At 39.7% G+C, this 25,644-nt stretch carries 17 protein-coding genes and 7 pseudogenes; 8 read left to right on the top strand and 16 right to left on the bottom strand.

Going from position 1 to position 25,644, the window contains the following annotated elements:
• Positions 1 to 42 precede the first annotated feature (42 nt).
• A complete protein-coding gene (yhfZ, locus tag ACVIJU_RS03990; RefSeq protein ID WP_066250160.1) occupies positions 43 to 969 on the bottom strand; it encodes a GntR family transcriptional regulator YhfZ in 927 nt (308 codons plus the stop codon).
• Between the two features lie 523 nt (positions 970 to 1,492).
• On the opposite strand from yhfZ, the pseudogene ACVIJU_RS03985 reads away from it, so the two are divergent.
• From ACVIJU_RS03985 to ACVIJU_RS03970, 4 genes and pseudogenes are all read left to right on the top strand, one after another.
• Positions 1,493 to 1,576, top strand: a pseudogene (locus tag ACVIJU_RS03985) (ferritin-like domain-containing protein); the annotation flags it as partial.
• 58 nt (positions 1,577 to 1,634) lie between these two features.
• Positions 1,635 to 2,791, top strand: a pseudogene (locus ACVIJU_RS03980) (IS3 family transposase).
• A gap of 151 nt (positions 2,792 to 2,942) precedes the next feature.
• On the top strand, positions 2,943 to 3,353 hold the full coding sequence (locus tag ACVIJU_RS03975) for a ferritin-like domain-containing protein (protein ID WP_456687282.1): 411 nt from the start codon (positions 2,943 to 2,945) through the stop codon (positions 3,351 to 3,353).
• A gap of 281 nt (positions 3,354 to 3,634) precedes the next feature.
• Complete coding sequence (locus tag ACVIJU_RS03970) at positions 3,635 to 5,245, top strand: IS1634 family transposase (RefSeq protein ID WP_456687234.1); 1,611 nt, start codon at positions 3,635 to 3,637, stop codon at positions 5,243 to 5,245.
• A 323-nt stretch (positions 5,246 to 5,568) separates the two neighbouring features.
• Here ACVIJU_RS03970 and ACVIJU_RS03965 read toward each other — a convergent pair.
• Positions 5,569 to 5,844 (bottom strand): annotated as a pseudogene (locus tag ACVIJU_RS03965) (IS110 family transposase); the annotation flags it as partial.
• Between ACVIJU_RS03965 and ACVIJU_RS03960 the strand changes: the two are divergent.
• Positions 5,838 to 6,263: pseudogene (locus tag ACVIJU_RS03960) on the top strand (transposase); the annotation flags it as partial. The pseudogenes ACVIJU_RS03965 and ACVIJU_RS03960 sit on opposite strands and share 7 nt — an antisense overlap.
• 413 nt (positions 6,264 to 6,676) lie before the next feature.
• On the opposite strand, the pseudogene glpK reads toward ACVIJU_RS03960, so the two are convergent.
• From glpK to ACVIJU_RS03925, 7 genes and pseudogenes are all read right to left on the bottom strand, one after another.
• Positions 6,677 to 8,168 (bottom strand): annotated as a pseudogene (glpK, locus tag ACVIJU_RS03955) (glycerol kinase GlpK).
• Positions 8,169 to 8,290: 122 nt separating this feature from the next.
• Positions 8,291 to 10,309, bottom strand: coding sequence for an alpha/beta hydrolase family protein (locus ACVIJU_RS03950; protein WP_456687281.1), 2,019 nt, complete (start codon positions 10,307 to 10,309; stop codon positions 8,291 to 8,293).
• Positions 10,310 to 10,617: 308 nt separating this feature from the next.
• Complete coding sequence (locus tag ACVIJU_RS03945; protein ID WP_456687280.1) at positions 10,618 to 11,151, bottom strand: glycerol-3-phosphate responsive antiterminator; 534 nt, start codon at positions 11,149 to 11,151, stop codon at positions 10,618 to 10,620.
• Between the two features lie 345 nt (positions 11,152 to 11,496).
• Positions 11,497 to 12,416 (bottom strand): annotated as a pseudogene (locus tag ACVIJU_RS03940) (diacylglycerol kinase).
• A gap of 252 nt (positions 12,417 to 12,668) precedes the next feature.
• Positions 12,669 to 13,355, bottom strand: a complete 687-nt coding sequence (locus ACVIJU_RS03935; RefSeq protein ID WP_456687279.1) for a hypothetical protein — start codon at positions 13,353 to 13,355, stop codon at positions 12,669 to 12,671.
• 104 nt (positions 13,356 to 13,459) lie between these two features.
• Positions 13,460 to 13,666, bottom strand: a pseudogene (locus ACVIJU_RS03930) (IS1634 family transposase); the annotation flags it as partial.
• A 150-nt stretch (positions 13,667 to 13,816) separates the two neighbouring features.
• Positions 13,817 to 14,973 (bottom strand): IS3 family transposase gene (locus ACVIJU_RS03925; RefSeq protein ID WP_456687278.1). Its coding sequence is split into 2 segments (ribosomal slippage): positions 13,817 to 14,712 and positions 14,712 to 14,973, totalling 1,158 coding nucleotides; the frame shifts between segments, so codons are not numbered across the junction.
• Positions 14,974 to 15,090: 117 nt separating this feature from the next.
• Between ACVIJU_RS03925 and ACVIJU_RS03920 the strand changes: the two genes are divergently transcribed.
• Positions 15,091 to 15,597 carry a hypothetical protein gene (locus tag ACVIJU_RS03920; protein WP_456687277.1) on the top strand — a complete coding sequence of 169 codons (507 nt, stop codon included), beginning with the start codon at positions 15,091 to 15,093 and terminating at the stop codon, positions 15,595 to 15,597.
• 34 nt (positions 15,598 to 15,631) lie between these two features.
• On the opposite strand, the gene rlmD is transcribed toward ACVIJU_RS03920, so the two are convergent.
• Positions 15,632 to 17,002: a 23S rRNA (uracil(1939)-C(5))-methyltransferase RlmD gene (gene rlmD, locus ACVIJU_RS03915; RefSeq protein ID WP_456687276.1), complete on the bottom strand. Its 1,371-nt coding sequence runs from the start codon at positions 17,000 to 17,002 to the stop codon at positions 15,632 to 15,634.
• 180 nt (positions 17,003 to 17,182) lie between these two features.
• Between rlmD and ACVIJU_RS03910 the strand changes: the two genes are divergently transcribed.
• Positions 17,183 to 17,338 carry a Fur-regulated basic protein FbpA gene (locus ACVIJU_RS03910; RefSeq protein WP_327848227.1) on the top strand — a complete coding sequence of 52 codons (156 nt, stop codon included), beginning with the start codon at positions 17,183 to 17,185 and terminating at the stop codon, positions 17,336 to 17,338.
• Positions 17,339 to 17,535: 197 nt separating this feature from the next.
• On the opposite strand, the gene ACVIJU_RS03905 is transcribed toward ACVIJU_RS03910, so the two are convergent.
• From ACVIJU_RS03905 to gatC, 4 genes are all read right to left on the bottom strand, one after another.
• Positions 17,536 to 18,465 carry a diacylglycerol kinase gene (locus ACVIJU_RS03905; protein ID WP_063388805.1) on the bottom strand — a complete coding sequence of 310 codons (930 nt, stop codon included), beginning with the start codon at positions 18,463 to 18,465 and terminating at the stop codon, positions 17,536 to 17,538.
• Positions 18,466 to 18,734: 269 nt separating this feature from the next.
• On the bottom strand, positions 18,735 to 20,165 hold the full coding sequence (gene gatB / locus ACVIJU_RS03900) for an Asp-tRNA(Asn)/Glu-tRNA(Gln) amidotransferase subunit GatB (RefSeq protein WP_063388806.1): 1,431 nt from the start codon (positions 20,163 to 20,165) through the stop codon (positions 18,735 to 18,737).
• A 13-nt stretch (positions 20,166 to 20,178) separates the two neighbouring features.
• Positions 20,179 to 21,636, bottom strand: a complete 1,458-nt coding sequence (gene gatA / locus ACVIJU_RS03895) for an Asp-tRNA(Asn)/Glu-tRNA(Gln) amidotransferase subunit GatA (RefSeq protein WP_066250781.1) — start codon at positions 21,634 to 21,636, stop codon at positions 20,179 to 20,181.
• A gap of 16 nt (positions 21,637 to 21,652) precedes the next feature.
• Positions 21,653 to 21,943 (bottom strand): Asp-tRNA(Asn)/Glu-tRNA(Gln) amidotransferase subunit GatC, encoded by a 291-nt coding sequence (gatC, locus tag ACVIJU_RS03890; protein WP_063388808.1) that lies wholly within the window; start codon positions 21,941 to 21,943, stop codon positions 21,653 to 21,655.
• A gap of 273 nt (positions 21,944 to 22,216) precedes the next feature.
• On the opposite strand from gatC, the gene ACVIJU_RS03885 reads away from it, so the two are divergent.
• A complete protein-coding gene (locus ACVIJU_RS03885; RefSeq protein WP_082829587.1) occupies positions 22,217 to 22,375 on the top strand; it encodes a YjcZ family sporulation protein in 159 nt (52 codons plus the stop codon).
• Positions 22,376 to 22,459: 84 nt separating this feature from the next.
• Here ACVIJU_RS03885 and ACVIJU_RS03880 read toward each other — a convergent pair whose 3' ends face one another.
• Positions 22,460 to 23,611, bottom strand: a complete 1,152-nt coding sequence (locus ACVIJU_RS03880) for a CamS family sex pheromone protein (RefSeq protein ID WP_456687275.1) — start codon at positions 23,609 to 23,611, stop codon at positions 22,460 to 22,462.
• A gap of 15 nt (positions 23,612 to 23,626) precedes the next feature.
• Positions 23,627 to 25,630: an NAD-dependent DNA ligase LigA gene (gene ligA / locus ACVIJU_RS03875; protein WP_066250775.1), complete on the bottom strand. Its 2,004-nt coding sequence runs from the start codon at positions 25,628 to 25,630 to the stop codon at positions 23,627 to 23,629.
• Positions 25,631 to 25,644 lie beyond the last annotated feature (14 nt).

The following is a 25,644-nucleotide window of genomic DNA, read 5'->3' as shown; positions in this document are numbered from 1 at the left end:
TACTTTATGACTTTCGGATCCCGTAAATGATAAATTAATGTTTTAATAGCGTGGTATTTTTTCCCCCTTTTCAACACTTTTTTGTATGTCCAGTATTTTTTGAATATCAACTGAATCCCACTTTTCTGCTATTTCTTGTTCTCTATCACCATCAATCACAATAACAGCTTCTGTTGTGTCTCGGGAAATTTTCTTCGCTTTCGCTGATTGAAAATCGATTGCTTGAAATGTTTGATTCATTCTTTTGTCATCGACATTCCAAACAGCTACATCAATTTGTTTTGAATTAAGCATATCGAATAACTGCATATAATTGACATTGACATATTCGACATTCCTGTTTTCAAATTCAGCAAATGTCAGCTGCATTTGATCTGGAGACTCCATATCCACGCCAACTCTTAATTTATCATTAGTTACATGATTATCTGAATCAGCTAAGAAAATCTTATGCGCGGATACATAACTGTTGGCTCCAAATTTCTTGAAAATTTTTAAATTTGGATATTCTGAAATGATATTATCTGCTGTCATCTTAGAAACAATTGCAAAATCACTTCTCTTTGTCCGAACCGCCTCAATTCGATTCAACCCGCCGCGCATATAAATTAAGTTTATTGTTTTTCCGGTTGATTCAAATGCTTCCACTATTCCTGTCGCTAATCCTTCATATTTCCTTGAATATGGAAGCGGCATAGAGCCAATTAATGGGGCGATACCGGCAATCTCAAGCAATAAATTGTTGTCCTTGCTAATTAGATACGTGCCTAAATGGCCTCTGGCTTCCAATTTAATCGCTTTCATTTCCACCAATAAATTTAATGCACTTTGTACAGTTCCCCTGCCAATTGATAGTTGGGCGCAGTAGTCAGAGATACGAGGAATTTTATCTCCAACTTTTAATTTTATCAATTCTTTGGCAATGTTTTTTGCTGCTAAACCATTTTTAGAATAAAATTTTTCCCACATACTCTATCTTCCTTAAAAAACAATATACTATATTCTGTACAGTAAATTATAAGCAATTCCTATTAGATTTGCAATAGGTATTTTATACATAACAAGACATTAAAAATGATTTTATAGATTAAGACACATACTTATAGTATTTCTTTGACATTATCACGCAAATTTTCTTCTTAAATAATTTTCAAATTGTAACAATAAAACAAATACATTTATTACCAAATGGATAGTGATCACCTTTAGTTGGTTACTGCCTTGTTTTTCGTTTATCATAAAATATTTTTATTCAGAAAATTCTGCATAAACTGTTTTTATTTTTTATGCAACGCTACTGAACATGAACCCAAAAAATTTATTGACTTTTATAGTTCATTGTTGATTTTCTTATTAAGCTAACGAGCAGGATAGTTGAAGAAAAATTTGACCTTTTCCAAAGAACATTCTAAACGATATGCACCCAGTACTTTAATTACCCGTATAATACTACGACTGAGTATAACTGGGAGGTTCTGGTATGTATTCTAATATGTATTCTTATTTAAATAATTACAATTTGGTGTACAGACAAAATGAAAAATTGATTAGTGACATTGAAAAGGCAATTAATGGAGTATAATGCTCCCATAAGGTGAGACACATGAGCGTGATAAATAAGTTATAATGATACCATGAAAAAAAGAAACCGATATACCGCAGAATTTAAAGCTAAGGTGGTTCTTGAGGTGTTGCGTGAAGAGCAAACCGTCAATGAAATAGCCGCCAAATATGAATTAAGCCCAGTCATGGTCAGTCGTTGGAAAGCAGAATTTCTAGAACGATCCTCGATGGTCTTTGAAAAAGGCTCAAGCGAAGTGGATAAAATCCGTAAAGAATATGAGGCCAAACAAGAAAATTTAGAGAAATTGGTAGGTCAGTTAACGGTTGAAGTTGACTGGCTGAAAAAAATCTGGGCTCAAATAAGTCTGTTGACGAACGAAAGGCTATGGTCGAATTCAATCACCCATCGATCAAAATCAAGCGTCAGGCACAGTTATTAGGTATTCATCGTACTAGCGTGTATCGCCAATCAAAGGGACAAACAGAAAGCTCAGAAAACATCATGCTCATGCACGAAATGGATATGCTTTATACAGCTCATCCCTACTTTGGCTACAGGCGCATGACTGCGAAACTTCGTGAGAAAGGATTTGATGTGAATCGTAAACGCGTACGCCGTCTCATGCGCCTTATGGGTATACAAGCTATTTACCCTAAACCCAACCTTAGTAAGAGGCTACATGCCAAGTACTGCCGACCTTACCTGCTCCGTGGATGGGAGATCACCCATCCGAACCATGTGTGGGGAGTGGATATCACCTACCTTCGTATGGGACGGGGCTTTATGTACCTGTTTACCATCATCGACTGGTTCAGCCGCAAAGTGATCGATTACGAGTTATCTAGTACGCTGGAGAAAGGATTTGTCATCGACTGTCTGAAGCGGGCATTGCGTCATGGTAAGCCGGCCATCATCAATAGTGACCAGGACAGCCATTTTACAAACGCTGACTATCTCGGGCTGTTGAAAGAGTATGGCATCCAGGTATCAATGGATGGCAAAGGACGAGCAACAGACAATAGTCGTACGGAACGATTCTTTAGAGCTTTAAAGTATGAATGTATCTATCTCAATGAATTCGAGAATCCTAAAGAGTTGCGAAAAGGCATTCGACGCTATGTTACGTTCTATAATACAGACCGACCTCACCAATCCTTGGACTATTTGACGCAGCAACAGTGTACAAGCAACCTAAGATGGTTCAAGCATCCTAACCATCGAACGTGATGAGAGGCTTTATATGGAGAGACGGGCATGATAGGCTGTTTTAGCCATGCGATGTTATCTGTCCATCGCTCCAGCGCAAAAAATCGTGCCCGTAGAGGCTCCATGTCAAGCCTTTTTTGCACACGCACCACATTCATAGCGAAAGGAGAGAATGGATAACTTAAATATTATCAATTTGTGTCTTGACAAAGGGGTGCATTACAGAGAGTATAGTGCAATAAATTGTTATGCCAAGTTAGCTAATTTGACTTCAAACGAGAATGAACGGAAACAAATCCTTGAAATTCGACAGGATGAAATAAGGCATTTTCAACAATTTGGACAGATTTATGTCAGTCTAACTGGGAAACAACCTCAACCCAAAATCACCGAAGAATGTCCTGATGTTTATTTAAATGGATTGGAATTTGCTCTACAAGATGAGCAACGAACAGTTGATTTTTACTTAGAAATTGCAGATGAAACGACTAATCAATACATTAAAGAAGTATTTCGCAGAGCAGCAGCAGATGAGCAAAATCACGCAGTTTGGTTCCTATACTATTTTTTAAAAGCTAGATAACTGATAACTGTTTTTTCGTTGTGTCATCTTCAACTAACGCTGGGACAATCGTTAAACAAGACATACAAAACTGGCTGTCTAATAAGTCGATTTTCCTGCTTATAGACGCCCCTTTAATGTTTTACTCAAGTTTGACACCATTTCACTACATGTGGATAACTAAAGGTGATTATACCAATAGTTATCCACTTTTTTTATCGAAAATATAATCATTGTGTAGTGTTATGTGGATAACTTTTGTATATCCAATAATATGTAATATATGTTATACTATTAGTGCTATGTATATTCGAATTAATAAGCAAAAAAATAAAAATGGTTCTGTTCGTCAATATCTACAAATATGTCGTACATTTCGCGTAGACAATAAAGTTCGGCAACAAACGCTTTGTAATCTAGGGAGGTTAGAACATTTATTAGAGAATGGCTCTGTCGATAACATAATCGAGGGATTAGCCAAATTTTCAGAGCGTTACTTTGACCGAATTCACGGGCAAGGCTCTTCCTCTTCTGTCTCCGTGCTTTGGACAAAAGAGTTTGGGCCGGTTTATCTGTTCCGAAAGGTATGGGAAAAGTTAGGGCTTGGTCGGCTATTACGTAAAATCATGGATGATTCCGAGGCTGCTTCTCAGTATGACGAAGCCATTTTTGCCATGGTGTTAAACCGTCTCATGGATCCCAATAGTAAGCATTATATCTTCAAACAATGGATCGACACGATTTATGCAGAAGGTCTTTCAGACATTCAACTCCATCACTACTATCGTGCATTAGACTTCTTAAGTGAACAAAAAGAAAAAATTGAGGAACAACTTTATGGACATTTAACCGATTTAACCTCATTAGAAGTAGATATCGTGTTTTACGACACGACAAGCACCTATTTCGAAGGAGAGGAAGCAGACGAACTGCTGGCTCACTATGGTTACTCCAAAGATCATCGTGGAGATCGAAAACAAGTCGTGATTGGCTTATTAATGACCAAAACAGGGATTCCGATTGGGCATCAAGTCTTCCCTGGAAACATGCATGATACGAAGACATTTGGCATGGTGGTTGGAGATCTGAAGAAGCGCTATCCTATTCAGAAAGTCATTCTAGTGGGAGACCGCGGAATGGTTAGTGAAGCCAACTTAGATCAAATTCGTGAACTGGGCATGGAATATATTGTGGGTGTCAAATTACGAAAGTCGAAGAAAGCCCAAGAGCTATTATCCATCCGTGGGCCATATAAGAAGGTTCTCCCGAATCTAAAAGTGAAGTCAAAGAAAATCGATGGCGAAACGTATGTACTCTGTTACAATCCGGACGCTGAAGAACGTGATCGAGCGAGTCGTCAAGTCGTGTTAGAAAACCTTCAATCGAAGCTTGATGAACTCGGTCCATCTGGACTCGTCAAAAACCGTGCGTATTCCAAGTTTTTAACGATAGAAAAAGCATCGGCCAAAATTGATGAAGAGAAGGTATCCAATGACGAAAAGTTTGACGGAAAGTACGCCATTCGGACCAACTCGTCATTAACGGATGAAGAGGCAGCACTTGCCTATAAAGAGTTGTGGAGAGTGGAACAAGCCTTTCGTAACCTGAAGTCGAATCTAGAACTTCGCCCGATGTACCATCGAGTGGAATCTCGTATTCGAGGCCATATCATGGTTTGTTTCCTTGCGCTTGTCATGGAATCCTTTTTGGCCTATAAGCTAAAAGAAATAGGATGCCAAACAAGTGTAAAGGATATTTTGCATGATGTAAGCCAGATGAAGACCTCGAAAATACGCGTGAATGGTGAAGAGCAAATCGTTCGCACAGAATTACAAGGTCAAGCAAATCTAGCATTTGAAGCACTTGTCACACAAGCGCCTCCTAGAGTATTAGAAAAAAACACGTGCCACTAACAAGTGTAGTGGTACGTGTTGTGGGTAAAGTCCAAAACACCAGTATTTTCGGGCTTTTCTTTAGTGTACTCTGTCAAACTTGAGTTTTAGAAACGTTGATATATCAATGCTTATGATGTTTCGTTTTCAGTGGATTTTGACTTTCTAAGACAGCCCCTTCTTACCTCTAGTCAAGTATTTTTTAGTAAATAATTTGGTTAATATAGATTTTATTTTGGAAGGAAGGGGTACCCCTTCCTTCCAAAATAAATTTTCGCATGACAAATAGACCTCACGATTTCCATTTTTTTCGTCAGGTCTTTGTGATATAATCTTACTTACGATTACTGATGCATTGTTGCCTTTTCGTAATCGTATTTCAGATTATGTGTGATAAGGTGATAAGCTGATTTCAAGAACTTATTCATGCATGCTATGGACGCAACTTTATGTGGTTTCCTCTGGGGTTGCGTTTTTAATTTATCATAATAATCTACAATATGATTTTGGGTATTTTTCCGTAGTTGGATCATGGTCTGGATCATGTAAAATAGAATCTTTCTAAGTTTGTTATTTCCTCTTTTATTAATCTTGTCTTTATAAAAGGTATTCCCAGTACGAATGGCTCAAAACGGTTCCGGGCTTAGGGGATGCGACTATCGTGGAACTGTTATCGGAAATCGGGAGTTTTTCCCACTATCAGGATCCGCGCCAATTATTGAAACTTGCGGGCCTGACACTGCGGGAGCATTCCTCCGGCCAACACAAAGGGCAAAAACGGATCTCGAAGCGTGGAAGAAGGCGGTTGCGCGCCCTCCTCTTCCGCGTGATGATGCCGATGATCCGCCACAACGAAGCGTTTCGACAGTTACATGAATATTACACGACACGGCCCGATAATCCGTTGCGCAAGAAGCAATCCATTGTGGTGTTATGCGGGAAATTACTGAAGGTACTGCACGCTGTGTGTACGAAGCACCAGGCGTTCGATGCGAAGCGAATGATGCAGGACATCTTTGGTCTCGAAACGGCGGCTTGATGCCTGCATGCCTTGTGATTCCCTAGACAACAAGGATGACACGGAGAAGCTGGCACGATATCATCCATTCGACCTTGAGTCCCTAAAGGAGCTTAGCCGGCCTCTGCCTGATGACTAGACCGAACGAAGGAATGTAGGCACAAGGATGCCAAGAGACATGGGAGGGTTCGTCATCATCAGCGATGCAGAGATCCACGGTGCATCCCATACGCTTCCCCCACTACAACCAAATTTAACCAGTAGAGGCAGCGAAGCGCACCCATCCAATGTCATATATATACAGATTTGAGAAACAAAGTTAGAAAACGTGTCGAAAAATATTTTTTTGACACCCCTGAAATGGCTACAACCATTGATATATCAACATTTATAGAGGGAGGGGAAAAACTGTAAATATTGTTCTGATTATCCGATTATTTGAAGGCACGGGTGGCTGCTATCGCTTTTTTCCATCCAGTATACAACTTCTCCCTCGTTTCCCCATCCATTTCACTCGTAAATGTTCTATCTACTTGCCATGTCTCCGTTATTTCTTCTTTACCTGACCAAAATTGAACAGCAAGTCCTGCTAAAAAGGCAGCTCCTAAGGCAGTCGTTTCATTCACTACAGGTCTAATGACTGGAACGTTTAAAATATCACTCTGGAACTGCATTAAGAAATTATTTTTAACAGCTCCACCATCGACTCGAAGGGATTTTAAATGTATCCCAGAATGCTTGGGCCATCGCCTCGATCACATCCCTCGTTTGATAAGCGAGGGCTTCTAATGTGGCACGGATAAAATGTTCCTTCGTCGTTCCCCGACTTAAGCCAAAAACTGCTCCCCGAGCATCGCTATCCCAATAAGGAGTACCTAAGCCGACAAAAGCTGGTACGACATAAACTCCATCTGTTGATTCAACTTTAGTTGCATACCCTTCACTATCTGGAGCCTCTTTAATCATTCTCAAACCATCCCGTAACCATTGGATAGCTGAACCGGCAACAAAAATACTTCCTTCTAAAGCATATTCTACTTTCCCATCAATTCCCCAAGCGATCGTTGTTAATAAGCCGTGATTTGACTTAACAGCCTTCTCCCCTGTATTCATTAACATAAAACAACCGGTTCCATACGTATTTTTTGCCATCCCTTTTTCAAAACAAGTTTGTCCAAATAAAGCTGCTTGTTGGTCACCAGCAATACCTGCAATCGGTACATTTGTTCCAAAAAACTGATATTCATCTGTATACCCATATATTTCTGAAGATGGGCGAACTTCTGGTAACATACTTTTTGGAACAGTTAAAATTTCTAATAGTTCCTCATCCCATTTCAAATCATAAATATTAAACATCAAAGTGCGAGAAGCATTAGAATAATCGGTGACATGGATCTTTCCACCAGATAATTTATAAACGAGCCAAGTATCAATCGTTCCGAAAAGTAATTCTCCCTTCTCCGCCTTTTCCCTAGCCCCTTCTACATTGTCTAATATCCATTTTACTTTTGTTCCGGAAAAATAAGGGTCAAGGAGAAGTCCTGTTTTTTCACGAAATAAGTCGTTATATCCTTTCTCCCTTAACATTCGGCAAATATCTTCCGTCTGTCGAGATTGACAAACAATGGCTCGGTAAATTGGCTTCCCTGTTTGTTTATCCCATATAACAGCCGTCTCCCTCTGATTTGTAATACCAATTCCCGCTACAGCGTATGCTTCTACTTTTGCTTTCCGCAACACTTCCGCTATACAAGTGTGAATGGAGTTCCAAATTTCATCCGCATCATGCTCAACCCAACCTGGCTTTGGAAAAAATTGTTCAAATTCTTGTTGGGCTGCCGCCACGATTTCTCCCTGTTTATTAAATAAAATGGCCCGGGAACTAGTCGTTCCTTGATCAAGGGCTAAAATATATTTTCCCATACCGATTCCCTCCCTGTTGATTGAAAAAAATGGGAGGGTGCTAGATAGAAAACTTTCAATCAGCACCCACTATTAAGGAGCTTATTTAACATTCTCCTTTTCTATTAAATTTTCCTCTTCCTTTAGAAAATTGTATAAATAGCTGTATTAGCAACCGTAATCGTTGTCATTAACAATGTATTTAGGAAGGCACCGACATAAACATTTCCTGTTCTTCTAAAGAAATAACGGTTAAAAATAGACGCTACGAGAAGTGCTGGTACTAAACCAATGACGATAATGGAAGAAAGGGATTCAGATGGATATCCTGCCGTCCCTGTTATAAATAATAATCCGTAATGGTAGCCAAGATAAAGGAGTAGGCCCCCGATAAAGTGAAGACTAGAAATCACATAACCTTTCCATCCATTATACTTTTCACCCGCTGTGCTCATATTAACCGATAAACCTACAATAAAGTAGTAAATAAAGAATAATGGGGCATATTTCAAAATAGCAAACACATGGTGAGGTTCAAATGTTTTTACCGCAAACGTCCAAAGTCGGAAGTCTGTTTTAAATAAGGCATCGACTATATAAAGAACAGCATAGCCCATCACTACTGCAACGAAGGCTGTTACTAAGGAAGCTACTGCAGATGAAAGACGAACTTTCACACCATAATTCTCTATTGTTGCCCCTTGTGGTTTTCTAGAAACATAGTGATAAGTAACCATGATCATTAGCATAACCATTGACACATTGATAGCCCAGAATAAAATAGGGTTCACCGTTGGTCCGCCAAACAGCTCCGTTGTGGCGAAGAATTTGCTTTGTGACCGTAAGAATATATATTGAATGACCGATATTAAAAGCACGATTGCAGAACAAGTGGTCATTGATTTTTCTACCTTCTTCACCATCGAATAAATAAGAGCGATGAGTGATAAAGCAATAATAGTCATAATAATTTGTCGGAGTAAAGTCATCGTATGAACATTACCACTATATAATGCGGTGAAGAAGAGAGCTGGGAATAATCCTGCAAATACAGAAATTAACCAGCCAGCAAGCTTTCCACCATTCGTTTGTGGTTCAGGTAGAGGTGCTGGTTTCGTTGAATAAATATTTTTGAAAAATGGTAGTTTAGATAAATACATAATCACTGGAATAAAGAACATAAAGAAACCGATGAGGGCTACAAAAGAGAACCATTCTTTATACATCCAGGTTTGACCATCTTCGCCAACTTGAACGAGATGACTATAGTCAGCAAAAGCCATATCATAAAAATCGATAGCATAGGCTGTTGTCTTTTTAGAGAAATGATTCCATGGGTGAGTTTCATTTGGTTGATAAATGACTCTTTTTCCACCATCTACATCGTATACTTGACCGGCTACCGCATTTTCTGGATTACCTAAAAAGGCTTGACCTTCAGGTGTACCTACATAATTTTTCTTAACTACTGGTTGGCCAGCAGCCGTTGCTTCCTCATCGAAGAAGAACTCATCATATTGTCCAGCAATTTTCCCAGACCATCTTGGACCATATGAGCTATTAATATCTTCTTCTGTATAGCCAAGTGCTTTCACCCATTGATAGTCAGAACCAACTGTAAGGGAGCTATGAATCTTTCTAATTCCTGTAGACTGAAAATCTACTTCATCTAACATTACAGCATGGGTAGATGAGAAACCTCCCATTGAGTGACCTGTTACCCCAATAATACCGTTACCCATTTCATCTTTTAAAACATAGTCTTGTTCATACATATATTGAACCGCATCGTAAATGGCATGTGGCCAAAATGAGAAGAATGGGTTCGGTTTTTCCATCGTATTACGAGAATGGCCATGATCATATTGATCGAGGGCTAATACGACATAACCCCGTTTTGACATTTCTATCGCTTGGGCATCTTGCATTTCAGCTGAGTTTAAATACCCGTGTGTGGCAATGATCGTTGGTCTAGGCTGTTCATCCGCTCCTTCAGGTTTATAAAGTAAACCTGATAGTTCCCCCCTCGGTGTTTCAAAATAAATCCTCGTTACGTCCACTTTCCCATTTGAGTTATTAAATCTCGATGCAGAAAAACTCCCAACAAAAATGAGCAATAAAGAAATAATAAATAATATAGCGAGCTTCTTTTGATTTTTCATAATATCCCCCTATCTTTTTTTGACTAATCGTTCCCCTCTTTCAAGGGGTTCTATAAACTTCTCCCAAGACAAATAAAAATATAATATAGGCGAAACCCTACCTTTTTCTCCACCTCCAAACATCTAAATAGAATCGTGAGACTAAAAAAATACAAAAAGACACATTAAATACTTTTGAATACTCATTCAAAGCATTTAATGTGTCTCCTGTTCTCCTCACAAAATATTAACTTATAAAACTTATAAGTATTCTATAATCTTTTGAAAACGTTGTCAACGTTTAAATAATTCTGTTATTTTTTTATATTCTACCATAATTCCTTTGTTGATGTTGTAACCGCGACAGCGCCGCTTTCTAATGATTTTTTCACGTCCTCTTTTGTCCGAATCAGCCCACCAGAAATGAGGGGAATTCCTGTCGCTTCTTTAATTTCCTTTACAATTTCTGGAATCACTCCAGGTAAAATTTCGATGAAATCTGGCTGAATTTTTTTACAAACGTTTAAGTTATTCTCAAGGGCTTGACTATCTAAAGCAAACACCCGTTGAATGGCTATCACTTTATGTTTTTTCGCTGCGGCAATAATATTCGATCTTGTTGAGATAATTCCATCTACCTTCACATTATTCGCTAAATATTCCAAACCATATTCATCCGCTTTCAATCCTTGAATCAAGTCCACGTGCAAAAACATTTTTTTATTATGCCTTTTTGCATATTTCACAATACTTTCTACTTGGGATAGTCTCGTTTCTAGAAAAATAATAAATTCATGGTCTTTGGAAAGAACATAATCAAAGTCTTTCATATTACGGATGGCTGGTATAATTTTATTAAACAAGCATCTATCACCCCTAAACGAAATTTCTATATATTATAATACTTTTTGGAAAACTTTAATAATATATTGATTTTATGATGAAATAACGGGATTGATTTTGTATTTTCGGCTAACCCCTTTTCTTTCTCCTAGCTAAAAATTATTGGTTATTTTTATATCAATATAACACCATAAAAAAGAGGCTGGGACAGAACTAAAATGGGGTCTCTAAAAACCGAATAATTATCTAACAATCCATCTATAAGTAACGACAAAAAGCGAACTATATTGAATCTTCGAAGTAAAGTTTCATAATATAGTTCGCGTTTTTTATTGGCTGAAAACCTTTTGTCAAAGCCTTTTTTTTTAATATCGATCCGGCCTATCTTGTTCCCTTATATCCTCTAATGACACACAAACTTCTAAATGGCGATAAAGGTTCACGAATTCTGCTGGCTGTTCTCCTCCATATTCCCCATCAAGGTTGAGCATCACTTTTTCATTAGATGTTACTTTAATGCGACTTGCTGATTCGTAAATTACTTTCGGATCGTTAATATGTTCTCCTTTTAAAGCAAGGGTTGCAATGCGAATAAAGTCAGCTAAGTTTGTCTTTTTCAAAATTAATAAAGAAAACAAGCCATCATTGACAGATGAATCCGGTGCTAATTTTTCAAAACCACCAACTGAGTTCGTCAGTCCGACTAAAAAGAGCATCACTTCCCCTTCAAAAAGCTTTCCGTCATATTCAATTGTTACATCTGTCGCTTTTAATGAAGGTAACATTTCAATTCCTTTTAAGTAATAGGCGAGTTGCCCAAGCATTGTTTTAACTTAATAGGAACATCGTATGTAAGTTCTGTTAGTCTTCCGCCGCCGCCAATATTAATAAAATATTTATCATTCATACGACCGATATCGACTGGAATGGATTCATCTTTTACAATTACGTCCGTTGCCGCTAAAATATCCCGAGGAATCGCAAGGGCCCTTGCAAAATCATTTGTCGTACCGGCGGGAATGATCCCAAGTTTTGGACGATAAGGCTGTTCTGCAATTCCATTCACGACTTCATTAATGGTTCCATCTCCTCCAGCAACGACGAGGAGGTCATATTTTCTTTCGGCGGCAAGTCGGGCTGCTTCGGTTGCATCACCAGGACCTTTGGTTGCATGACAAGATGCTTCATAACCTGCCATCTCTAGTTTATCTAATACCTCTGGTAAATGTTTTTTAAAAACTTCCCTTCCTGAAGAAGGATTATAAATTACTCTAGCTCTTTTCATACTCCATCATCCTATTTTCTATAATAGAATCTCTTATAAAATTGCTCTAAATTTTATCATAACTCAAAAGCAAAAAAAACTCCAACCATTGCAACAGAGGGTCAGACTTATTTTTTCATTTTGAATCAGATGGAGGGGTCGCCCTGCAATAGTGTGAGTTGCGATAGTGGGTGCAATAGTGGGTCGACCTTCCTTTTTCATTATGCAAGTAACGACGGAGCCACCCTACACTTTTTTCCCTTTATAATTTCATTAATTCCTTGTTTGCATCCGAACTTCATTTGCTTTCAAAATTTGTATGACAGAACTACCATTACCGAAAACCCATTCTTTCATTTGGGAAGTTTGTTCATCTTCAGCTACAATTTCAGCTACATTTTCCATAGAAATTTTGACATCACTCTCTTTTTCAATAATAAGCCCTACTTGATATGCCGTTTCTATCATCCAATCACTTTTTAAGTCCCGGGGCTTCATCGTAACCTCTGAATGATTAGCGTTAATTTCTAGTTTTACATGGCTAGGAACTAATATAGTTGCTTCCATAATAAAGTATGAATCACCTAAATCATAAGCTTTTTGCGGAAGCTTTTTCATTTCGATAAATAATGTATCTCCCTTTTCTTGTACAAGTAAATAATCGTTGACAGTTTCTAATAAAGGCTGATGATCACTCACCGTTCCCCTGTACGTTTCAAACATCGTTACTTCCCCATGCTTAGTACTCTCTACTAATAATGGATAATGACTATTAATCACAACCCTTTCAATCGATTCTCCTATTTGTTGTTCAAAAACTGGTAAATCAAAGGTTCGTTCCTCTTGAATCATTTTATGTTCAAATAACTCTAAAACACCTGTCGTGTTTAATAAAGTAAACACAATTCCTACTGTCCCTAAGACACCGACAAAGAAGATGCTTAAAAAATCATATTTCAAAACCGTTTTCTCTTGTTTGGCTCAAGTTTGACAGAGTACACTAAAGAAAAGCCCGAAAATACTGGTGTTTTGGACTTTACCCACAACACGTACCACTACGCTTGTTAGTGGCACGTGTTTTTTTCTAATACTCTAGGAGGTGCTTGTGTGACAAGTGCTTCAAATGCTAGATTTGCTTGCACTTGTAATTCTGTACGAACGATTTGCTCTTCACCATTCACGCGTATTTTCGAGGTCTTCATCTGGCTTACATCATGCAAAATATCCTTTACACTTGTTTGGCATCCTATTTCTTTTAGCTTATATGATATTAGGTCAATAAAGTAGACACAAAAATTTATAGATTTTTTTTCGCAGCTACCGCGCTATCGCTTGGTGGCCTTTTAAAAGTAATTACGACGTTGTCCTAATTATTTTTAAAAGGTAAATTTTCGGGTCTAACTATTCTATTAATATGTTCATTAAGCTCCCTTTTTATAGTACATACGTTCGTATTCAGATGGTGAAAAATACTCTGTCGCGGAGTGAATACGTTTATTATTGTAAAATATTTCTATATACTCAAATATGCTCTTTTTTGTTTCTTCCCTTGTTTTATAACGAGTCTGATAGATTAGTTCTTTTTTTATTATCCCATGAAATGATTCAATACAAGCGTTGTCATAACAATTTCCTTTGCGGCTCATGCTACATTTCATTCCGTATTCCATTAGCTTAGCTTGATAGTCATTTGAAGCATATTGACTCCCTCGATCAGAATGATGGAGGATAGAACCCTGTGGTTGTTGACGCTGATAGGCTTGCTTTAAAGCACTTAACACTAGCTCCTTTTTCATGGAACAGTCTATATGCCAGCCGACTATTTTCCTTGAATACAAATCCATCATACTAGCTAGATAAAGCCAACCTTCATCCGTTGGAATGTAGGTGATATCAGCTACCCATACTTCATTTGGTTTCGTAACAGTAAAATGTTGGTTTAAGACATTTTCGTGGACCGGATGGTTATGTTTTGAGTTAGTAGTTGCCTTATGCTTTTTCACGGTACGAGACTTCATTCCCTCTTTGTTCATTATGCGGGAAACCGTCTTCTGTGAAACCTTAATTCCTCCATGATTAAGCTTTTTGGCAACCTTGGGACTCCCATACAGTTGGCGGGATTCGATATACACACGACGCACTTCCTGCGTCAATTCTTCTCGACGCTCTTGTCTAGCACTTTTGGGACGATCACGCCATTTATAATAACCGCTTCGAGAAACTTTCAATACTTCGCACATCTTCTCCAATCGGTAATCGAAGCGATGTTTATGGATAAATGAATATTTTACCGATGGTCTTTCGCGAAGAAGTGCATCGCCTTTTTTAAGATGGAGTTTTCCTCCTCCAGATCCCGAATACGTTTCTTCAGTTCACGAACTTCGTGGTCTTCGGATCGAAACGTTTGGGTTTCTGATATTTCAGGTTCTTGCTTATATTTTTTCATCCAGCCGTGAAGAGTATTTTCGTTAATTTTGAGCTCACGAGCCACTTGTGCAACGGATTTCGCTTCCTCCAAAATATAACGAACAGTTTGACGCTTAAAGTCTTCCTCGTACCGCCTTTGTTTTTTTGTCATGTAGACACCTCATTTTTCAGTCTATTATTACTATAATAATCTGTGTCTACTTTTTAGTCTAACATCAGTGGTTCCGAAGCAATCGAGACGGATACATTTGTGGGGCTTATGCGCGTCATGGAAAAAAGCTTGTACCGCCCACACGATATAAAAGAGGATTTTCTAAAAGAAACGATCCTAGATGACATCCAAACCTTAATTCAACAAGTTGATAAAGAGAAATATATAAAGAAGATGGAGAGAAAATCGAAAAGTACAAAATCGGATTCTCAAAAGAAAATCAATAAGATTAACAAACAAATGGATGTTTTAAAAAATCGAAAAAGGAAATTCATCAACCTGTTAGCTGACGGAATCATTACCAATGAAGAATATCAAGAGAGTATTGAAGCAACGAACAAGGATTTAACTGAATTAATGGAACTGAAAAATGAACTTCTTTCATTGATGGAAAGCGAGGATGTAATCGAAACGATTGAAAAGCTTAAAAAGGAATTACTTCAATTCCTAAATTTCGATGAATTAACCGAGGATATTCTCCATCGACTGATTAATCGAATCGAGGTAAAAGAGGACGGTACACCAATAATTCATTACCGGTTTACCACACCAAAAATTGAATAGAGGCAAGAGAGAAACCTTATCTTGCCTCATTTTTTCATTTTAAAACTATCTGCGAAACGCACTCCACATGCGCCGTATGCGGGAACATGTCGACTGGCTGGATTTCTTTTGTTTCGTAGCCGCCTTGTTCTAGGATGGCAATGTCGCGCGCTAATGTCGCCGGGTTGCAGGAGACGTAGACGACTTTTTTTGGTTTCATTGCTATAATTGTTTGAAGCAGTGAATGATCGCAGCCTTTTCGAGGAGGATCCACGACGATGACGTCTGCGCGAATTCCTTGTGCATGCCATTTGGGCATGATCTCCTCTGCTTCACCGACGGCAAATTCAACGTTCTCGATGCCGTTTAGTTTTGCATTTCGTTTGGCATCTTCAATGGCATCGGGCACAATTTCCACGCCGTACACTTTTTTAGCTTTTTGCGCAAGGAAGAGTGAAATCGTTCCGATCCCGCAATAGGCGTCGATGACCGTTTCTTCTCCTGTAAGTTCGGCGTATTCTAACGCTTTTTCGTAAAGCGCCTTCGTCTGTTCAGGGTTCACTTGGTAAAAAGAGCGTGCGGAAATGGCAAACTTAATTGATCCGATATAATCATATATATATTCCAAACCCGAAAGCAGCTTTGTTTCTTCGCCAAATATGACGTTTGTCCGTTTCGGGTTTATGTTTTGGACAATCGATCGAATGTTTGGAAATTTAGCGGTAATTTCAGCTAAAATTTTCTTTTTATGTGGAAAATCAGCTGTTCGGGTAACGAAAACAAGCATCGCTTGCTTTGTTTGATACCCGTAGCGGACAACGATATGGCGCAGCCATCCTTGATGGGTTTGTTCGTTGTAAGCTTGGATGTGATAGCGGTTCAATATCGCTTTAACTTCTCGGACAATTCGGTCATTTTCCGTCTGCTGAATGAGACATCTCTCCATATCGATAATTTCGTGCGTTCTTTGTTGATAAAAGCCTGCAATCAGGGCGCCTTCCCGCTCCCCGATTGGAACCTGTGCTTTATTTCGATAATTCCAAGGATCGCTCATTCCGATCGTTGGATGAACCGTGACTTTTTCTACATCCACTTTTCCGATGCGGGCAAGCGTTTCTTTTACTATTTTTTGCTTATGGCGCAGTTGGCCGTCATAGCTTACATGCTGAAGCTGGCAGCCTCCGCATTGTTTGTATATGGGACAAAGCGCATCTGCCCGATCGGGGCTTGTTTTCGATAATTTCATGAGACGTCCGTATCCATAGCCTTTTTTTACTTTGACAACTTTGACTGTTCCCTTTTCTCCAGGCAAAGCATTCGGGACAAATAAAGGAAAGCCGTTGATTTTGGCTACTCCTGCCCCGTCATGTGTTAAATCTTCAAACAATACATCGTAATAATCATTTTTCTTCACTGGTGCTTCCATGTTGTTTTCTTCCTTTTTGATCAGAATGAACTGAAAAAATTGTATCACAACCGTAAAAATGACCCAAGTGATTTTATTATTGTCATAATAGGAAATACTATTGTAATGAAAATATAAAAGGGCGGCACGTAACATTGGTTCATGAAAAAGCGTCTATATTAGCTGAAGGAGTGAATTTACATGGATCAAAGTTTTAAAGAGTCACTCATCGAACAGCTTATTGCCAACGGTGTTTACAAAGGGGAAGATGGACAACAATTATATGAATTGAACGTCATTGAGTTGTTAAAACTTGTCAATAAAATTGAAAACGATCATTACCATTTTGGAAAATAAAAATTTCGTTTTTCCAGCTTGAAAGCAAGGCTGTAAAAACAGCTGCACCTTTCTTTCATTACATTTTGTTTAACAAGCTGCCTGCAAAGCTTTTGCAGTGGTTTTTTTTAAGCAAAATGTTGCAGACAAGTCATATAAATCGTTGAAATTAGCGCAGGGAGCCGCATTTCATCTATTCAAAAACGGTAAAGAGCAGCCTATTCGCTGCTCTTTTCAATTGGCGCGTTTTTTTCCGCTTTTTCTTTTGACATGATGATCTCAATATATTGATACAAGTTTTCAAATTCAGCAGGCAGGAGTCCTCCGTATTCGCCGTCCAAGTTTAACTGCATTTTGTCTTCTGTCTTTACTTTTATCCGATTGGCTTTTGTATAAATTACATTTTCACTGTGAATATGCTCGCCTTTTAACGCCAGGCTGGCAAGGCGAATAAACTCCGCGAGGCTGACTTTTTTCAAAATCAGTAAATCAAACATGCCATCATTTAAAATTGAGTCTGGAGCCAGCTTTTCAAACCCTCCGACCGAATTTGTCAAGCTGATTAAAAAAAGCATGATCTCTCCTTGAAACAGCTTGCCATCATATTCAATTTCCACTTCTGTCGGATGGATGGAAGGGAGCATTTCAATGCCCTTTAAATAATAAGCAAGCTGTCCTAAAACGGTCTTTAATTTGCTTGGAACGTCATAAGTAAGCTCTGTTAATTTTCCGCCGCCGGCAATATTAATAAAATATTGGTTATTCACTTTTCCAATGTCTATTTTCCTTTTTACGCCGTTCAGCAGCGTATCGACTGCGTGCAAAATATTGTCGCGGGGAATGCCGATTGCACGGGCAAAATCGTTTGTAGTTCCGACGGGGATGATTCCGAGCGTCGGACGATTTTCCATGACTGCGAGCCCGTTCACAACTTCGTTCACCGTACCGTCTCCACCCGCAGCGATAATGAGGTCAAACCCGCGTTCAGCAGCCTGTTTCGCTGCGTTTGTCGCATCTCCTTCACCGGTAGTAGCATGGCACGATGTTTCATAGCCAGCCTCTTCAAATTTAGCAAGAACTTCAGGGAGCTGTTTTTTGAAAGCCTCTCGACCAGATGTGGGGTTATAAATGATTCTTGCGCGTTTCATTCACATCATCCTATACTATCCATTTCTATTGTAAAAATAGAATCATTAATAGATTATTCCTTTTTGCCAAAACAAACAAGTTTTTTCTATCATTTGTGTTCATTTATACTACTTTTGTCAATAAACGTTTATTCTATTTTTATTTTGATAAAACTGTTCGCCATTTAAACACTTTTTTCAAATTCCAGCTTCAAAAATTCACGGATGGGTTTTATTCCCATTTTACTATAAATAAAACACCCAGCTGCTAAGCTGAGCGTCTATCAAAATTATCGTTTCTTTATTTCTTGTAATAACAATTTGTTTACTAATTGCGGGTTGGCTTGCCCCTTCGTTTTTTTCATAATTTGACCGACTAAAAATCCAATCGCTTTATCTTTTCCGTTTTTAAAGTCGGTAACCGATTGCTCATTTTCATCCAATGTTTCGATTACAAGCTTTAAGATGGCACCTTCATCAGAAATTTGAACAAGCCCTTTTTCTTTCACGATTTTTTCAGGGTCTCCACCTTTTTCAATCAGCTCTTTGAACACTTTTTTCGCGATTTTGGAGGAGATGGTTCCATTTTCGATCAGCTTGATCATTCCTGCAAGACTTTCCGGGGTGAGCGCCACTTCAGACAACTCTTTTTGCTCTGCATTTAAATATGCTGATACTTCTCCCATCAGCCAGTTAGAAGCTTGTTTCGCATCAGCTCCGGCTTTAACTGTTGCTTCAAAGAAATCAGACATTTCTTTCGTCATTGTCAGCACTTTAGCATCATACGCTGGGAGTCCAAGCTCTTCAACATATCGTTTTTGGCGCGCATCCGGCAGCTCCGGAATCGATGACCGGACTCTTTCTTTCCACTCATCATCAATGTAAAGAGTGACTAAATCAGGTTCAGGAAAATAACGATAATCGTCTGATCCTTCTTTAACGCGCATTAAAATCGTTTTCCCTGTAGCCTCATCAAAACGGCGTGTTTCTTGTTGAATGACGCCGCCGGATAAAAGCACTTCCGCCTGACGTTTTTCTTCATATTCGAGCCCTTTGCGCACAAAGTTAAATGAGTTTAAGTTTTTCAATTCTGTTTTTGTGCCAAATTCTTTTTGTCCGATCGGGCGGAGCGAAATGTTTGCGTCACAGCGAAGAGATCCTTCTTCCATTTTACAGTCGGATACGCCAGTATATTGAATAATCGATTTTAATTTTTCCAAATATGCATAGGCTTCTTCAGGTGAGCGGATGTCCGGCTCTGATACAATTTCAATCAGCGGTGTTCCTTGACGGTTAAAGTCTACAAGAGAATAGCCGTCGCCAGTATGCGTCAATTTGCCAGCATCCTCTTCTAAATGAAGGCGCGTAATGCCGATTTTCTTTTTCTTTCCGTTCACTTCAATTTCAATCCAGCCGTTTTGACCGATCGGCTGATCATATTGGGAAATTTGATATGCTTTCGGGTTGTCCGGATAAAAATAGTTTTTCCGGTCAAACTTTGTATAAGTAGCCACTTCGCAGTTCAATGCCATCGCAGCTTTCATTGCGAATTCAACGGCTTCTTTATTTAAAACGGGCAAAACTCCCGGGTATCCGAGGTCAATGACCGTTGTGTTTGTATTTGGTTCAGCACCGAAAGCGTTTGGTGCACTTGAAAAGATTTTCGATTTCGTTTTCAATTCCACATGTACTTCAAGTCCGATGACCGTTTCAAAGTTCATTAGTTCTCACCCCTTACAGTTCCGGTTTTTGTTTATGGAAGTCTGTTGCTTGTTCGTATGCATGGGCAACGCGATAAACGGTGCTCTCGTCAAAATGCTTGCCGATGATTTGCAATCCCAGCGGCAGGCCGTTGGCAAATCCGCAAGGTACGGAAATTGCAGGAACTCCGGCAAGGTTCACATTGATTGTTAAAATATCGTTCGCATACATCGTGAGTGGATCGTCAATTTTTTCGCCGATTTTAAATGCTGGAGTCGGGGTTGTCGGTCCGATGATGACGTCATATTTTTCAAAAACGTCTTCAAAATCTTTTTTAATAAGCGTGCGCACTTGCTGCGCTTTTTTGTAATAAGCATCATAATATCCAGAGCTTAATGCAAATGTACCGAGCATAATGCGGCGTTTTACTTCATTTCCAAAGCCTTCCGCGCGTGTTTGTTTATACATATCGATCAAGGTTTCAGCGTTGTCGGAGCGATAGCCGTAGCGGACTCCGTCAAAACGGGCGAGATTCGCAGATGCTTCGGATGAGGCAAGCAAATAATATGTAGCAATACCGTATTTGGAATGCGGCAAAGATACTTCTTCCCATTCTGCGCCCAATCCTTCGAGTACTTTTAAAGCAGCCAGTACGGACTCGCGCGACTCACGGCTTACCCCTTCACCTAAATACTCTTTCGGAACCGCAATTTTCAGCCCTTTAATATCTCCAGTTAAAGCGGATATATAATCAGGAACTTCCACATTTGCACTTGTGGAATCCATTGGATCAAGACCTGAAATGACTTGAAGAAGGTAAGCGTTGTCTTCAACAGTTCTTGTTATCGGTCCGATTTGATCTAATGAAGACGCGAATGCGACTAATCCGAAACGGGAGACTCGTCCATATGTAGGCTTCAAGCCAACAACCCCGCAGAATGCTGCCGGCTGGCGAATCGAGCCGCCTGTATCAGAGCCTAGTGCAAACGGAACTTCTCCTGCGCTGACAGCCGCTGCGCTGCCGCCGCTGGAACCGCCTGGAACCGCTTCTAAATTCCATGGGTTTTTCGTCTTTTTAAATGCGGACGTTTCAGTGGATGATCCCATCGCAAACTCATCCATGTTTAATTTGCCGATCGTAATCGCTTCAGCTTCTTCTAGCTTGCGCATAACTGTTGCATCATAAATTGGGTCAAAGTTTTCAAGAATTTTGCTTGCACAGGTTGTGCGTAAATCCTTTGTCACAATGTTATCTTTAATTCCTATCGGCATCCCAAACAATAAACCGTATGTATCTTTTTTTCCTATTTCATTATCCAGTTGTTTTGCTTTTTCTCGGGCTCGTTCTTCATCGAGGGTTAAGAAAGCTTCTACCTTTCCGTCGACTTCTTGAATGCGCTTGTAAGACTCGTCGACAAGATCGGAGACGGAAATTTCTTTTCGGTGCAGCATTTGTTTTAATTCAGATATTTTATGATCAAACAGAGCCATGTTCGCTTCGTCCTCCTTACTCAAGAATGGCTGGTACGCGGAATTGTCCGTCTTTTTGGTCAGGAGCATTTTTCAACGCAACTTCCCGTGGAAGACCCGGCTCAGGTTGATCTTCGCGCATGACATTTTTCATATCCAAAACGTGGGAAGTTGGTTGAACGTTCTCCGTATCCAATTCATTTAACTGCTCAGCAAACGTTATAATCGCGTCAAGCTGATTGGTAAACATCTCTGCTTCCTCTTCCGTAATTGCCAAGCGGGCAAGATGAGCAACATGTTTTACTTGTTCTTTCGAAATGCGTGACATCCCAATTCACCTCCACTTTTTCGAACACACTGCAATACTCTGATAATATCAAATTTTAGCCAGATAAAGCAACACCCCCGAAATGTTGAAACAATATTGCACGAAGGCAGGCTGAAAAAAGCCCCTCTTACAGATGATTTTCTTTTCACATGTAATTTTCAAAACGTCGAAGGACTTCAACCAAAAATTCAAATATAGGTACATTCGTCCAAACGTTTTATTCATTCGTGAATATAAAAATATTGTACGGTACATTATTCGGAGGTGAAAAACATGAGTTTTGGATTCGGTTCTTGTCAAGGCTACGGTTACGGAGGATATGACGGCGGATTCGGGTACGGTGGTGGATTCGGACACGGCGGCGGATTTGCCCTTATAGTAGTATTGTTCATTTTGTTGATCATTGTCGGTACTGCTTTTGTAAAGTGGTAAACACCGTTTAACCAAATGCCAGCCAAAAAACGATCAATATAAAGGTGATTTCAAAATCCCCCCTTTTTGAAATCACCTGTTTTTTTATTGAAAAACATGAACTGTCGGTTTGTCCTGCCCTGGCTCTCTAACGATGAGCGCTTCCGGACCTCTTGAAGAGTTGATGGTCACTTCCAGAGAAATATAGTCTTTGTAATATTCCACAACTTTTCCAGTTAAAAATTGCGTAAAGGCTATGACCTCTGTTTTTCCGTAAAACTGAACCGGTATTTCTATTTTCATTTGCTTCATTTCACCGTCTTGATAAAAAGCCTTCCCAATGACGCCTGTGTAGTTAGGGAAAAAGTCTTCAATATCTCCTTTTAAACGTTTAAATGTGTTGGCATCATCCGGTTTTTTCTTTGTTCCCTCTTCAGATGGGAAAAAGTAATACTCTTCGTTAATATTTTCCCACTTTCCGATATTTTCGCTTCCGTCATCAACGATTGTTCTTGCAAAAAAATGTCCTGGAACAATCGAAGATTTAGGCGCTTGTTCGTAAAGGGAAACAACAATCGGCACTTTTTCTAATCCTTCTATATCTCGAAGCCTCTTCACAACCACTTGTGCGATTTCCTTCCCTTTCTTTTCAATGGTGGCCTTGTCTATTTTATTTTCTTTTTGGATGCCGTCTTCCGTGCGGTAATAATAAACAGAATTCAAGGCCAAACCGATCGACACTCCGCCAAGCTCAAGTGTTTTTTCATCTTTTTTTACAAGGTAATTATGTTCAAGTATATGCGTTACATAAATGGGGCTTTTTTCGGAGCTTTCTGGCGGATTTAAACCTTCATTTTTGAAAGATTTATCCTTTCTTTTCGCTTCTTCCAAATCTTTTCCTTCCAGCTTGCGGCTAAGCCAGTTTTGGACAGTTTTTTTGTCTAAATATTGTCCTTCTTGAAACACATATTTATCCGTTGGAAACTTGTCGCTGGCCATCCGCATAAGACCAGTTTCAAATTCATCAACATCAAATCTTGTATTGAGATTGCTTGCCACAAGCCCTCGCGCTTCACTCGTTTTAAAAGGCACGAGCATCTTATAATAATCTTCCGAAATTCTGTATTTCGGAATAATTGCTTTTTCTTCCGTTGATTCTTCCGTCTCTTGTACAATTTGCTCCGGTTCTCCAATGTCCTGCGAGCATGCACTGAGCACAGCCATGCACGCTGCCGCTATGATCAAAAGTTTTTTCAAGGTACCTTCCCTCTCCTATTTCCTTAGTTCTTCAAGTAAACGAGACTCATCCCAAACCTCTATGTTTAATTCGCGAGCTTTTGCAAGCTTGCTGCCGGCATCTTCACCAGCGATTACAAGATCTGTTTTTTTGCTCACACTGCCAGTAACTTTTCCGCCTCTTGCTTCAATTTGTTCTTTTGCTTCATTGCGGGACATTTCAGCAAGCTTCCCTGTTAAAACGATTGTCTTACCGGCAAAATACGAATCCCCTTCATCTGAATTTGTCCGTTTCGGACCTTTATACGTCATATTGACGCCGAACGACTTTAATTCTTCAATCAATTCTTTTACTTCAGGCTGTTCAAAAAAAGTAGCGATGGAATCAGCCATTTTTTCTCCGATTTCCGGTATGTTGATTAATTGTTCTCTTGTCGCGCTTTGCAGCCGCTCCATTGTTTCAAAATGCTCTGCTAAAATCTTGGCGGCTTTTTCCCCAACATAGCGAATGCCTAAACCGAATAAAAGGCGCTCCAGCGAATTTTCCTTCGACCGTTCAATCGCGTGCAACAAATTATCCGTTGATTTTTCACCCATCCGTTCGAGCTGAAGCAATTGGGGTTTTGTTAATTTGTATAAATCCGCTACATCTTGAATCAAGCCTTCTTTAAACAATTGGGTGATGACGCGCTCCCCTAGTCCTTCAATATTCATCGCATTTCGGGAAACAAAATGGATGAGACCTTCGCGAATTTGCGCCGGACATTTTGGATTAATGCATCTAAGCGCAACTTCTCCTTCTAACCGGACCAGCTCGCTATTGCATTCGGGACAGTGCGAAGGCATCCGAAAATCCTGTTCATTGCCTGTTCTTCTGTCAACAAGAACATTTACAATTTCAGGAATGATGTCCCCGGCTTTTTTCACGACGACGAAGTCTCCAAGCTTAATATCTTTTTCCCGAATCAAATCTTCATTATGAAGGGAAGCTCGTTTGACGGTTGTCCCGGCAACCTTTACAGGCTCTAAGATCGCTGTTGGGGTAATGACGCCGGTGCGTCCGACAGCGAGTTCAATATCCAGCAGCTTCGTCACCACCTCTTCTGCCGGAAACTTATAGGCAATCGCCCATCTCGGGCTTTTCGCAGTTGCCCCGAGCGCTTCCTGCTGACGCAAACTATCAACCTTAATTACAACTCCGTCAATATCATACGGAAGCTGAGAGCGCTTTTCCAACAATTGATCAAGCAGCTCGATCACTTCGTCGATGTTTTTGCATTTTCTGCGTTCACGATTTGTTTTAAAGCCGAGTTCATCAAGCAAGTCCAATGCTTCACTATGAGAAGACACTCCGGTATCGCCAAGCTCTGCTATGTTATAGACGAAAATATCTAAATTTCGTTTCGCGGCAATTTTTGGGTCTAGCTGGCGCAAGGAACCAGCCGCAGCGTTTCTCGGATTGGCAAACGGAACTTCCCCTTTTGCAATGCGCTCCTCATTTAATTTCTCAAATGATGCTTTCGGCATAAATGCTTCCCCGCGCACTTCCATCGATAAATTTTTCTTTAGTCTCAAAGGGATCGAGCGGATCGTTTTTAAATTTTCCGTGATATCTTCCCCCGTCGTGCCGTCTCCTCGTGTTGATCCTTGTACAAACAGGCCGTTTTCATATCGAAGGGAAACCGCAAGCCCGTCAATTTTCAGCTCCACTACATATTCGACATCCCCAACTGCTTGGCGGACTCGCCTGTCAAAGTCACGCAAGTCCTGCTCATTAAAAGCGTTTGCCAAACTTAGCATCGGCACGCGGTGCGCCACTTTTCGGAAAGCATCTAAAACAGCGCCCCCCACCCGCTGGGAGGGAGAATCAGGGGTTTTCAGCTCTGGATATTTTTCTTCAAGTTCTATTAGTTCTCTCATGAGGCGGTCATACTCTGCGTCAGGAACAGACGGATTGTCAAGAACGTGATATTCATAATTATATTGATTCAAAAGCTTGTGCAATTCTTTTACACGGTTTTCTGCCGTACGTTTGTCCATATGTGTCAATTCCT

The organism is Aeribacillus sp. SP014 (assembly GCF_054055575.1).
Note: the sequence above shows the minus strand (reverse complement) of the source record. Positions and strands in the feature narration are given on the sequence as shown.

What these genes read in the sequence shown, in the direction of transcription:
- rlmD (WP_456687276.1), bottom strand. Translation starts at nt 17,002, where the DNA reads ATGGAAGCACCAGTGAAGAAAAATGATTATTACGATGTATTGTTTGAA.
- gatA (WP_066250781.1), bottom strand. Translation starts at nt 21,636, where the DNA reads ATGGCTCTGTTTGATCATAAAATATCTGAATTAAAACAAATGCTGCAC.
- ACVIJU_RS03970 (WP_456687234.1), top strand. Translation starts at nt 3,635, where the DNA reads ATGTATATTCGAATTAATAAGCAAAAAAATAAAAATGGTTCTGTTCGT.
- ACVIJU_RS03905 (WP_063388805.1), bottom strand. Translation starts at nt 18,465, where the DNA reads ATGAAACGCGCAAGAATCATTTATAACCCCACATCTGGTCGAGAGGCT.
- gatB (WP_063388806.1), bottom strand. Translation starts at nt 20,165, where the DNA reads ATGAACTTTGAAACGGTCATCGGACTTGAAGTACATGTGGAATTGAAA.
- ligA (WP_066250775.1), bottom strand. Translation starts at nt 25,630, where the DNA reads ATGGACAAACGTACGGCAGAAAACCGTGTAAAAGAATTGCACAAGCTT.
- yhfZ (WP_066250160.1), bottom strand. Translation starts at nt 969, where the DNA reads ATGTGGGAAAAATTTTATTCTAAAAATGGTTTAGCAGCAAAAAACATT.
- gatC (WP_063388808.1), bottom strand. Translation starts at nt 21,943, where the DNA reads ATGTCACGCATTTCGAAAGAACAAGTAAAACATGTTGCTCATCTTGCC.
- ACVIJU_RS03885 (WP_082829587.1), top strand. Translation starts at nt 22,217, where the DNA reads ATGAGTTTTGGATTCGGTTCTTGTCAAGGCTACGGTTACGGAGGATAT.
- ACVIJU_RS03910 (WP_327848227.1), top strand. Translation starts at nt 17,183, where the DNA reads ATGGATCAAAGTTTTAAAGAGTCACTCATCGAACAGCTTATTGCCAAC.
- ACVIJU_RS03920 (WP_456687277.1), top strand. Translation starts at nt 15,091, where the DNA reads ATGGAAAAAAGCTTGTACCGCCCACACGATATAAAAGAGGATTTTCTA.
- ACVIJU_RS03950 (WP_456687281.1), bottom strand. Translation starts at nt 10,309, where the DNA reads ATGAAAAATCAAAAGAAGCTCGCTATATTATTTATTATTTCTTTATTG.
- ACVIJU_RS03975 (WP_456687282.1), top strand. Translation starts at nt 2,943, where the DNA reads ATGGATAACTTAAATATTATCAATTTGTGTCTTGACAAAGGGGTGCAT.